The following is an 11,706-nucleotide window of genomic DNA, read 5'->3' on the forward strand; positions in this document are numbered from 1 at the left end:
TTAAACATAAATTATAAAAATTAGGATCTTATTATGTCTAGCTTAACTATGCGCCCGTGTGGCGACTTTAGAACCAGTTACAAACAAGACAATACCATTTACGAAACTAAAACCATTCGTAACGTAGCTATTATTGCCATTGCACTACTATGCTGCGCACCATTTTTAGTCGATGCATACTTTTTAACGCTGTTTATTCAAATTTCATATTTAGGCATTGCGGCACTAGGCCTTAACATTTTAGTCGGTTATACGGGGCAAATATCATTAGGCCATGGCGCATTTTTTGGCTTTGGTGCGTTTGCCTCAGCTTGGCTGAATATGTCCTTTGGCATCCCTGTTTTATTGTGTATCCCTATCGCAGGCTTTTTAACTATGTTGGTTGGCATGCTATTTGGCCTTCCCGCTTCGCGTATTAAAGGGCTTTATTTAGCAATTGCCACTTTAGCCGCTCAATTTATTCTCGAAGATTTTTTTGCTCGTGCCCAATGGTTTACTGGTGGTTCAGCTGGCTCATCAGCCGACCCTGTCTCTATTTTTGGCTTTGTGTTTAATACCGACCAAAGCTTTTTTTACATTGCGTTATTTGCCCTTGTTTTTATGTATATCTGGGGATGTAACCTAATGCGCAGCCGAGAAGGTCGCGCCTTTATTGCAGTAAGAGATCACTACCTATCAGCAGAAATTATGGGAATAAAACTTAATAAGTACCGTTTGCTGTCATTTGGGGTTTCATCTTTCTATGCGGGTATTGGCGGTGCGTTATACGCGCATTACCTAGGATACGTTTCAGCTGAAGGATTTACATTATTTATGTCGATTCAATTTCTAGCGATGATCATCATTGGTGGCTTAGGTTCTATTAAAGGCACCCTTATGGGCGTTGTATTTATGGTGTTTTTACCTGAAGTGTTAGAAAGCGGCGTTGGATTAATGAAAATGACTGATTGGGGCAATATTCCTATGGTGGTTGATGGCCTTGCTTACATTAAAGAAATGGCTATAGGCCTAGTTATTATTTTATTTTTAATTTTTGAGCCAGAAGGCATGGCGCATCGCTGGGCACAAATTAAAAACTATTGGAAATTTTACCCGTTTTCTTACTAACAAATTACACGACAACAACAAGCTCATTGGCAACACAGCCAAAAAATGAAAAAGGAAATTATCATGCACAATAAATTAAAATTAAGTTCTGTATTTGTATGTTGCTCATTAGCTATGAGTAACCACGTAATTGCTCAAGACTCTGTGTTTGTAGGTCACTTAGCTGATATGTCAGGACCTACCTCATTTGTTGGTAAAAACTATGCTGACGGAGTACGTGACTCACTTGCTTACATTAATGAAAATGGCGGTATTAATGGCACTCGATTAGAGTCTGAAACTATTGATTACGCCTATAAAGTACCACAGGCCATTGCTTCTTATAAAAAATGGTATTCGCGTAAAAAAATGGTCGCAATGCAAGGCTGGGGTACCGCTGATACAGAAGCGCTAATTTCGTTTGTAGCCAGAGACAAAGTCCCCGTATTTTCAGCGTCTTATTCTGGACATTTAACCGACCCGACTGGCAAAAATCCACACACTAAAAAACCAGCGCCTTATAACTTTTTTTATGGCGCTTCGTACTCAGACTCTTGCCGTGGACTTGTTCAATGGGCTGCTCAAGATTGGCAGAACAAAGGCGGTAAAGGTAAACCCAAATTTACTCACCTAGGTGCAAATCATCCATTTCCTAACGCGCCTAAAGAAGCCTGTGCAGAATACGCAACTGAGCTCGGTTTTGATGTACAACCTGCAATCGTAATTTCGATGAAACCAGGCGATTTTAAAGCGCAATGTTTAAGTTTAAAAAGCTCAGGCTCTAATTATGGCTACATTGGCAACTTAGGTGGCTCTGTACTTTCGTTGGTTAAATCATGTAATACCGTCGGCGTTGATATTCAGTTTATGTCAAACATTTGGGGCGGCGACAAAAAAATCTTTAATGCGGCAGGTGAAGGCATTAAAGATTACATTTTCCCTACTATGACCCCTTTTTGGGAAGATGAAATGCCTGGCATGAAATTGGTGAGAGAAATATCAAAACAATCAGATCCATCAGGAAAAGAGCAGCGCGTTCACCATTATGTGCGCGGTGTTTGTTCAACGTTTTACATGAAAGAAGCAATGGAATGGGCAAAAGAAAACGGCGGTATAACTGGCGAAAACATTAAAAAAGGCATGTACGTTAAAAAGAACTGGGTGCCTAAAGGGCTTGAAGGTGTGTGCTTAGCTGCCAACTGGAGTAAAGACGATCACCGTGGTGTAAACCAAGTAAACATATACAAAGGCAATTACAACAAAGGCAATGTAACTGCTGAAAAAGTATCGGTAGTAACACTTGAACGCCGTGACGATTGGTTAGGCTACTAATAAATATAAAAATTGGTTGCAAGGATCTTCAAAGCTCTTTGCAACCAACCTACAAGACTAAATAAATACGGAGTGTGTATGTCATCAGCAGCAAAAAAATTAGAGCCCGCCTCACCCATCTTAACCGTCAATAATATAGAAGTTGTATACGATGAAGTTATTCAGGTACTTAGAGGCGTTAGCTTAGATGTACCAGAGGGAGAGATTGTTACTTTATTAGGCCCAAATGGGGCAGGTAAATCAACAACACTTAAAGCTATTTCTGGATTACTTAAAACCGAAAACGGTGAAGTAACCAAAGGTGACATTACTTTTATGGGCGAGCGCATAGATTCTAAAAATGCAGAAGATGTGGTGCGCAGCGGTTTATTTCAAGTAATGGAAGGGCGTCGTATTATTGAAGATATGACATCTTTAGAAAACTTAAAGCTAGGTGCATTTACTAGAAGAGACTCGCAAATAAACCAAGATATTGACATGGTTTATCACTACTTTCCGCGTTTGAAAGAGCGCACAGGTTTAGCCGGCTATTTATCTGGCGGTGAACAACAAATGCTAGCAATAGGTCGGGCATTAATGGCTAGGCCAAAAATGATTTGCCTAGATGAGCCATCAATGGGCCTCTCCCCCCTACTTGTTAAAGAAGTATTCGCGATAATAAAAAAAATAAATGAAGAGCAAGGCATCACTATGTTTTTAGTAGAGCAAAACGCTAATTACGCGCTGCGTGCTGCTAATTATGGCTACATTATGGAGTCTGGAAAAGTGGTATTAGACGGAACACAAGAGCAGCTCATGAATAACGAGGATGTTAAAGAGTTTTACCTAGGAGGTGGTAACGAAGACCGTAAAAGCTTTAAAGATTTAAAGTCTTATAAACGCAGAAAGCGCTGGCTGTAATAAAAACAGTTTAAATAAATTTACTTTTTAGCATGACTTCGGAGCCCCTTATGACTAACTTATTTAACCCAAAAGAAAGCCAATCGCATATAAGCCGAGAACACGATTTATTCACAAAATTGCCTAGCTTTATTTCATATGCAAAACAAAACACCCCCTATTACAAAAATATATTAGCCGATATTACTGCGGATAAAATAACTACTCGGGAACAATTGGCCACACTGCCCATTACCAGAAAATCATCACTCATTAGCTTACAAAAAACAGCATCGCCGTTAGCGGGGTTAAACTCAGAGCAAGGGCATATTAGTCGGCTGTTTCAATCGCCCGGCCCTATTAACGACCCAGAAAACTGTGAAAATGACTGGTGGAGAATGGGCCAAGCATTTTACGCAGCTGGTTTTAGAAAGCACGATAAGGTGCAAAACTGTTTGTCGTACCATTTAACGCCTGGTGGGTTCATACTTGATTCCGGAGCTCGCGCCTGTGGCTGTATTGTAATACCCGCAGGGCCAGGGCAAACCGAACAACAACTCGACACCATTGAAGGACTAAAACCTCAAGGCTACTGCGGCACTCCCTCTTTTTTAAAAATTTTATTAAATAAAGCTCAGCAGCAAAAGCGCGATATAAGCAGTATTACTAAAGCATTAGTCACCGGTGAGGCTTTACCTAAAGCACTGCGTGATGAGTTTACAGCAGCAGGCATTAATACATTACAAGCTTATGCCAGCGCAGATGTAGGTTTAATTGCTTATGAAAGCATTGCAGATGATGGTTTAATTATTGCTGAAGACCTTATTGTGGAAATTGTTCGCCCTGGCAGTTTAGAGCCGGTAGCCGATGGCGAGGTAGGTGAAGTTGTTGTAACCAGCTTCAACCATGACTACCCTTTAATTCGCTTCGCTACAGGTGACTTATCTGCTATTAAATCAGGGCAAAGTAAATGTGGACGTACAAATTTACGCATAAAAGGCTGGATGGGACGAGCAGATCAGACAACCAAAATTAAAGGTATGTTTGTCCATCCCGAGCAAGTGGAGCGCGTTAGGTTAAGTGTTAGCGGCATTACTAAAGTCAGGCTGAATGTTACAAGTGAAAGCCATAACGATAAAATGCACCTTTTGTGTGAGCTAAGTACAAACGCCAATAATGCAGAGACAACCACACTGCAAAACACACTATCAGAAAGCCTAAAGCTATATACAAAGTTAAATGGCAGTGTTGAGCTTGTGAGCCCCGGCACTTTAAGCGATGACGGCAAAGTGATCGACGACCTAAGAGCTACGTGTTAGTTTTATTTTCAACAAGGCTTTGAGTTTGCTAATAAAATACCTGCCTCAGCATTTTAAAGCCTTTATCTCTAAAAGAGCAATATATGAGTAAAATCGCTTTTCAAGACTGCTATATACAAAGCTTAAGCCATTGTTATGGATGCGGTAAAAACAACCCCGAAGGGCATCAGCTGAAAAGCTACTGGTTAGATAACTATGAGGGAAGTAAAACAATAGCTCACTTTACGCCTAAGCCCTACCACACCGCTATTCCTGGGTTTGTGTATGGTGGCTTATTGGCCTCTCTTATTGATTGCCATGGCACAGGGAGCGCAGCAGCCGTTGTCCACTATAAAAATAACTTAACTATTGGCAGCGACCCTACAATTCGTTTTGTTACAGCGGCCTTAAATATTAATTATTTAGCGCCAACACCTATAGATAAACAACTAGAGCTCGTAGGCGAGTTTAGCCAAGTAAAAGATAATAAAGTAATTGTTGATATTACTTTATCTACAAATAACGTTATTTGCGTAAAAGGTGAAGTAGTCGCTGTTAAAATGCCAGCCACGTTTAAATAAGCAGTATTTAAAACTTTTAAATGAACCCAAAAGTAGCTTAATTACTCTGCTACTTTTAGGCGTTCACCATAGTATAAACTGATTGTTTACTACAGTGCTTTTAGAGCATTAATAATATCTTCTGGCTCTGAGCGTGTACGGTAATCAACATCAACATAACGCCACGTCACCTTACCTTCACTATTTAAAACAAAGGTGGCAGGGATAGGTAGAATGCTGCCATTGCCGTTATTAAGTGACTCTAAATCAAGGCCGCGGTCTACACGCATATGCTCTAGTAAAAATTCAGGAACTTTCCACGCTACGCCATAACTTGCTGCAACATCTGCATTTTGGTCACTCAGCACTACAAAATCCATGTTACTTATTTCGTTTTCGCTCATTGAGCCATCAGGCATTTGTGGGCTAATAGCAACCAACTGTGCGCCTAATGCATGAATTTCAGGTAAGCGCGCTTGAAGCGCTTTTAGCTGTAAATTACAGTATGGACACCAACTACCACGATAAAAAGTAATAACCATCGGGCCTTTAGCAAGTAACTCGGTTAACTGCACCGATTGACCTTGTTGATTTGGTAACTCAAAGTTTGGCGCGTTTTGGTTTAGAGCAAGTGCATTAGCTCCCTCTTGAAAAGATTTTGCTTGAGCAATACTCTCATCAACACCTTTCATAAAAGCAGGATTACCTTTTCGCCCTGCTGCTACTTTTGCCTCGGTTTGTGCTTTTAATGTGTTGCTTTCATCGCTCATAGTATGGCTACCTTCAAATTAATCAAAAACGTAAAGCCAGCTTACATTATGACAATGTATTTGGAATGAAAATTTTAACTTAATCATCTACTTCTAAATCAAACACCACGTCTATAGATGATTTAAAGCTTAGTGTTGCCTGTAAATCGTTACTACGTATTTGAGGAAAAGAATTATTGCCTTGCTGCGCCCTGTGCATTTTGGTTATGGCTGTACTAAAACCACTGTCATAGTTGTTTTTAGTTGAACGAATAGTGCGTACTTCACCTACTTTTGCATTGAATGAATCAGCAAGGGAACCCGCTTTTATTTTTGCATCTTCAATTGCTAACTGTGTGACTTGCGCTTGTAGTTGTTCAAATTTTGAAGATAAAAACTCAATATCTTGAATGGCATTTACTTCTTGGTTCAATAAAAAATCTGTTAAATCGCTCACACGCTCAATACTGTTTAGCGTTACTTCAAACGTTCTTATCGCTGAGTATTCGCTAAGGGCCTGATGCCCTGTTTCAATATAATCCATCCCTGTTTTTTCAATTTTAACGTTTGAGGCAACTACGTCATCAGCGCTTATTTCAAATTGATTGAGCCCATCTATTAATAACTTCACTTTATTCTCAAGCTCATTATTGGCGGCTTTCGGCTCATTTTTAACACTATTCACTCTAAATAGTATTTTAGCCATATCAGGCTCAACTAATACCTCAGCAGTGCCTTGCACTGAGATATGACGATTGGCTGGTAAGCTCGCATTAGCAAAAGCGATGAGTGGTAAAAAGAGTAGAAAAATAGTGATGATGAGTTTCATGTCATTCCTTGAGATAATTATTTGAAATAAAAGTTACTAAAAAAGCATCAAGTACCCATATCAATACATAGAATAATAAAAGTAAATGCTCGGTCATAAAGCGCCGTGCTATCTGATAAGGGATTTATCGTTGGATTACGCTGTCATCTACCCAAGCTACGTTAACTCACCAATTTTTAGCTCTTTACCGCGGTTTATTTGATGGCATTGCGCTAGCAATAATTCAGCGGTGGCTTGTGCGTCTGTAAGTGCGTTATGGCAATGATAGCTTGGTAACTCATAACGTTTGCGACACGCACTTAGGGTTAAATCATCTTGTTTTATTTCTGCCCCTTGGCAAATAAGGCGTTTTTTTTCTATGTGTAAGGTGTCGAGTATTAGCTTTGGTTGCGCACTTATATTGGCGTTTTTAAGGGCTGCTTTTAAAAAGCCCCAATCGAGTACCGCGTTATGAAATACCAAAATGCTGTCGTTAAAATGCGCTTTTAATTGCATTAATATACTTTCTAAGCTTTGCCCTTTAGCCACAGTGTCGTCAATAATGCCGTGAAAAACGGGGCTTTGCTCTAAGCTTTTTACATCTTTATTTATTAAATGCTGCGACTCACTCATTTTTATACATTGGTTGTCTATTTTAACCCAAGCCACCGATACAATTTCGTGCTGATTAACATCAAGCCCGGTAAGCTCTAAATCAATCACTAAATAGCGCTGTGTTAGTGCATTTTGGCTTAATAAATTTCGCCTTTTTAAGTATTGACTGAGTAGTTTTTTTACCATACATCTTCCCCCTAATTACAAGCTGCCGCGGGCAAATTTAAATGCGGCGGCTTGCTGGGCTTGTTTTACTAGGTAAAAGGCTTCTTTTAATTGATGGCGTTCAAGCGAGGTGAGTTTATCGGGGTTTATACAATTACTTGGTAAACCTTCTTCGTTTATTTGCGTGCTAAAGCGTAGCTGAGTTAAAAATCGCCAGCAGTCTTTTAAGTTATATATGTCTTCTTTGCTTAGTAGCTTATGTTTAAGTAGGGCATCTAAGCGCTCTTGAGTGTTAGCCCTTTTTATTCCGGCTTTTAACGCATATAAACGCACTATGTCGTTAATAATAACCACACCGCGTTTTTTTAAATCTATATACTTATGGTTGTTGTCGCTTTTTTCAGTTTTAAGCTTATTAAATAAACCTATAGGCACCGAGCTGGCTCTTATATCGGTTGCCATCGCAGCGTAAAATAATTCGTCGCGCGATATTCTATTTAGCTGCTCGCAAAAACCACTATATAAAGCGTTGGAGCCTTCTATAAAGCGCAAATCAAAAAATATTTTACAGTTAAGCATGGCACTGGGTGTGGGGCTTTTTATCCATTTAAAAAAGCGCTCGCACCACTGGCTTACGCTCATTCTGCACTCATCACTGCTGGCCATTATATTACCTGGGCAACGTCTAATTCCGCACTCTACTAGCTGCTCACAAACAAACTCCCCCATGTGTTTAAAATAAGCTTGATGCTCGTCGCTTAAATCTTCAGGGAGCAATAAGCCGTTGTCTTGATCTGAATGCAGGGTTTGCTCCTCACGTGCTTGCGAGCCAAAGCAAATAAAACAAAAGCTGGTGGGGGCTGCGCCGTTTTCTTCTTGAAATAGGTGAATAAGGCGCGAAGTTAACGCATCGGTTAAGCCGCTGAGTAATTTACCAATTAACGATATGTCTTCTATGTTGTATGAAAAGCTGCGCAGTAACTCAGGAATTTCATCGGCATAACGTTTTAAGTCGGCAATGCTATGCGCTTTATAAATGCGGCCAATAAGCTGCACCGGGTCGCTTTTTTGCTGGCGCAGTAAATCGGTGCTGGTAAGCATGCCCAGTGGTTTATGGCTTTCGTCGAGTACGGGTAAATGGTGAATATTATATTTAAGCATTAAATGTAATGCAGAAAACACACGATTGTTTTCAAATATAAATTTAGGTTTGGCACTCATTATGGTGCTCACTGCATCTTGCGGGTCTACTTCGTCGGCAAGTACGCGGTTACGTAAGTCGCGGTCGGTAACAACGCCCACTAATATTGCATGTTCGGTGATCATAATTGACGATACACCGTGTTTTTTCATTTTTTTAGCGGTTTGCCTAATGCTTGCATCGGGCGCAAGGGTAATTGCAGTGCGGGTCATTAGCTCAGATATTCTGCGCTCAGACCAGCTATCGTTTTTACTTTTATAATGCGATGAAAGCAAACGGTTAGCGTGTGCTCGCACAAAGTATTGCTCAAACGGCTTATATTGGCGGCGTAAAAAGTCAAAGTCGTCTTGGGCCAGCATATACACTATGCCCTCTTTTTGTACCTGCAACCTGTTTTGAATCGCCTCCCCCGTCAGTAAAGAAGGGTAACCAAAGTAATCACCTTGGGCTAAACGTTTTACTACATCACCTTTTGCATCCACTAGGTCGTATAAACCAGAGCGAATTAAAAATAGCTTTGGGGCTTGTGTTTGTAGCCATTGCGCTTGGTTTTCTCGGGTTAAATACACACTATCAATGTGCCCTACAAAATATTCACACGCACTGTCGTGAAGCATGCTAAACGGTGCCTGCATACACACAAACTGGGCAACTTCCTGCTGCTCTACACTCATTGTTGTACTCATTAAAAAGTATACACAAAACCTAATGTACTCATTATTTAAACAAATAAAAAGCCCGACTAAAGTCGGGCTTTTGGTGCTTTATTTTTAAGTAGGCTTAGCGCATTAATGTGCGTGTGCTTCACCTGACCCTTTAGGATTACGAATACCTTCTACCATTTGCTGTATTTCTACAGGTGTTGGTTTAGTTAATTTAAGGATAACTGCTGCAACTACAAAGTTGATTATCATACCCACTAAGCCAATCCCTTCTGGCGAAATACCTAAGAACCAGTTTTCAGGGCTATTAAGCTCAGGGCTTACAAATTTAAAGAAGATAATATACGCGGCGGTAAAACCAATGCCCGTTACCATGCCTGCAATGGCGCCTTCTTTATTCATGGTTTTAGAGAATATACCCATAATAATTGCTGGGAAGAAACTCGCTGCCGCTAAGCCAAAGGCAAATGCCACTACCGATGCCACAAACCCGGGAGGGTTAATCCCAAAGTAAGCCGATATTACAATGGCTATCATGGCGGCAAGTCGCGCGGCTAATAGCTCTTGTTTATCGCTTATATCAGGCTTAAGGGTTCGCTTGAGTAAATCGTGCGACACGGAGGTAGAAATAACCAATAATAAACCTGCAGTAGTCGAAAGCGCAGCAGCAATACCACCGGCTGCAACTAATGCAATTACCCACGCTGGTAAGTCGGCAATTTCAGGGTTAGCCAGTACCATAATATCGCGGTCTACTTTTACTTCGTTTGCGCTATTTGGATCTTCTACTTTACCGGCCGTGTAAAACATTTTGCCGTCGCCATTTTTATCATTAAAGGTAATAAGGCCTGTGCGTTCCCAGTTTTTAATCCACGCTGGTGCTTCTGCGTATTCTGTACCGCTACCATCTTTACCGTTAATGGTATCAATCATATTTACGCGAGCAAACGAGGCAACCGCGGGTGCTGTAGTATAAACAATAGCAATAAATACCAGTGTCCACGCTGCTGAAATACGGGTGTCTTTAACACGAGGTACAGTGAAAAAGCGCACAATTACATGTGGTAAACCTGCAGTACCGACCATTAACGCACCGGTAATTGCAAATACATCAATCATGCTTTTAGAGCCTTCGGTGTATTGTGCAAAACCAAGCTCTGCGCTTAAACCGTCAAGCTTATCGAGTACGTACATGCCCGAGCCATCACTTAATGTGGCACCAAAGCCTGTTTGTGGGAAAAAGTGGCCTGTCATCATCATTGAAATGAAAATAGCAGGAACAAGGTAGGCAAATACAAGTACACAGTACTGCGCTACTTGCGTGTAGGTAATGCCTTTCATGCCGCCAAGTACGGCATAAAAGAATACAATCACCATACCAATGTAAACACCGGTTTCAATTTCTACTTCTAAAAAGCGCGAAAACACCACGCCTACACCGCGCATTTGCCCTGCAATGTAAGTAAAACAAATAAATATGGCACATAAAATTGCCACTAAACGTGCAGTGCGTGAGTAGTAACGGTCGCCAATAAAATCTGGCACCGTAAATTTGCCGAATTTACGTAAGTAAGGCGCTAAACACATGGCGAGTAACACGTAACCGCCGGTCCACCCCATTAAGTAAACGCCGCCATCGTAACCTGCAAACGAAATAATACCCGCCATAGAAATAAACGACGCTGCGCTCATCCAATCGGCTGCGGTTGCCATACCATTAGCAAGTGGAGGTACGCCGCCGCCCGCTACGTAAAATTCGTTAGTTGACCCTGCGCGGGCCCAAATTGCTATGCCTATATAAAGCGCAAAGCTTAAACCAACAATAATAAATGTGAGTGTTTGAACATCCATTGCTTAGCTCCTATTCGTCTACGCCGTATTTTTTATCTAACGTATTCATTTTGAAAACGTAAACAAAAATCAAAGCTACAAAGGTGTAAATAGCGCCTTGTTGTGAAAACCAAAAGCCAAGTTTAAACCCAAAAAAACGCACTTCGTTAAGTACATCTACCAGTAATATGCCAAAGCCAAACGAGACCACAAACCACACTGCTAGTAATTTAAACAGTAGTGAGATGTTTTCTGCCCAATAAGCTTTTGCTTGTTCTTCATCTTTAAAAGCCATTTTATTTTTCCCCTTTAAGCATCGCAAAATTGCGATGAGTGGTTTTTTTATATTCGTTTATTAATTTAGCAACGCGGCGTAAAGAGGGAAGTGAGACCATAGTCGTAACAGCTTATTAACGTTTACGTAAACTGTTTGTTATGTTTTATAGAAAATTAAATAACTATTATATTTCAATACTTTAACCTTTTAATAAGCGATATTAATAAAAGCAGTTAAGTCATTT

At 40.5% G+C, this 11,706-nt stretch carries 11 protein-coding genes; 5 read left to right on the forward strand and 6 right to left on the reverse strand.

Annotated elements, in window-relative coordinates; all coding sequences use genetic code 11:
• Positions 1-33: 33 nt before the first annotated feature.
• The 5 genes from PESP_RS13700 (at position 34) to PESP_RS13720 (ending at position 5,176) form a co-directional block, all read left to right on the forward strand.
• Positions 34-1,107, forward strand: a complete 1,074-nt coding sequence (locus PESP_RS13700; RefSeq protein WP_089348523.1) for a branched-chain amino acid ABC transporter permease — start codon at positions 34-36, stop codon at positions 1,105-1,107.
• 63 nt (positions 1,108-1,170) lie between these two features.
• The gene (locus tag PESP_RS13705; RefSeq protein WP_089348524.1) at positions 1,171-2,418 is read left to right on the forward strand and encodes an ABC transporter substrate-binding protein; all 1,248 of its coding nucleotides are present in this window, start codon (positions 1,171-1,173) and stop codon (positions 2,416-2,418) included.
• A 78-nt stretch (positions 2,419-2,496) separates the two neighbouring features.
• Positions 2,497-3,318, forward strand: coding sequence for an ABC transporter ATP-binding protein (locus PESP_RS13710; RefSeq protein WP_089348525.1), 822 nt, complete (start codon positions 2,497-2,499; stop codon positions 3,316-3,318).
• Between the two features lie 50 nt (positions 3,319-3,368).
• Positions 3,369-4,616 carry a phenylacetate--CoA ligase family protein gene (locus PESP_RS13715; protein ID WP_089348526.1) on the forward strand — a complete coding sequence of 416 codons (1,248 nt, stop codon included), beginning with the start codon at positions 3,369-3,371 and terminating at the stop codon, positions 4,614-4,616.
• Between the two features lie 83 nt (positions 4,617-4,699).
• On the forward strand, positions 4,700-5,176 hold the full coding sequence (locus tag PESP_RS13720; RefSeq protein ID WP_089348527.1) for a PaaI family thioesterase: 477 nt from the start codon (positions 4,700-4,702) through the stop codon (positions 5,174-5,176).
• Between the two features lie 89 nt (positions 5,177-5,265).
• Here the strand turns inward: PESP_RS13720 and PESP_RS13725 are convergent, their stop codons facing one another.
• The 6 genes from PESP_RS13725 to PESP_RS13750 all read right to left on the reverse strand — a co-directional run bounded on the left by PESP_RS13725 (position 5,266) and on the right by PESP_RS13750 (position 11,480).
• A complete protein-coding gene (locus PESP_RS13725; RefSeq protein WP_089348528.1) occupies positions 5,266-5,925 on the reverse strand; it encodes a peroxiredoxin-like family protein in 660 nt (219 codons plus the stop codon).
• Positions 5,926-6,004: 79 nt separating this feature from the next.
• Positions 6,005-6,733 carry an SIMPL domain-containing protein gene (locus tag PESP_RS13730; protein ID WP_089348529.1) on the reverse strand — a complete coding sequence of 243 codons (729 nt, stop codon included), beginning with the start codon at positions 6,731-6,733 and terminating at the stop codon, positions 6,005-6,007.
• Between the two features lie 156 nt (positions 6,734-6,889).
• Complete coding sequence (locus tag PESP_RS13735; protein ID WP_089348530.1) at positions 6,890-7,513, reverse strand: 3'-5' exonuclease; 624 nt, start codon at positions 7,511-7,513, stop codon at positions 6,890-6,892.
• A gap of 15 nt (positions 7,514-7,528) precedes the next feature.
• Positions 7,529-9,367 (reverse strand): DUF294 nucleotidyltransferase-like domain-containing protein, encoded by a 1,839-nt coding sequence (locus PESP_RS13740; protein ID WP_089348531.1) that lies wholly within the window; start codon positions 9,365-9,367, stop codon positions 7,529-7,531.
• A 114-nt stretch (positions 9,368-9,481) separates the two neighbouring features.
• Positions 9,482-11,206, reverse strand: coding sequence for a sodium:solute symporter family protein (locus PESP_RS13745; protein WP_089348532.1), 1,725 nt, complete (start codon positions 11,204-11,206; stop codon positions 9,482-9,484).
• A gap of 10 nt (positions 11,207-11,216) precedes the next feature.
• Positions 11,217-11,480: a DUF4212 domain-containing protein gene (locus PESP_RS13750; RefSeq protein WP_004586074.1), complete on the reverse strand. Its 264-nt coding sequence runs from the start codon at positions 11,478-11,480 to the stop codon at positions 11,217-11,219.
• Positions 11,481-11,706 lie beyond the last annotated feature (226 nt).

It is taken from the genome of Pseudoalteromonas espejiana DSM 9414, assembly GCF_002221525.1.
GTDB lineage: Bacteria > Pseudomonadota > Gammaproteobacteria > Enterobacterales > Alteromonadaceae > Pseudoalteromonas > Pseudoalteromonas espejiana.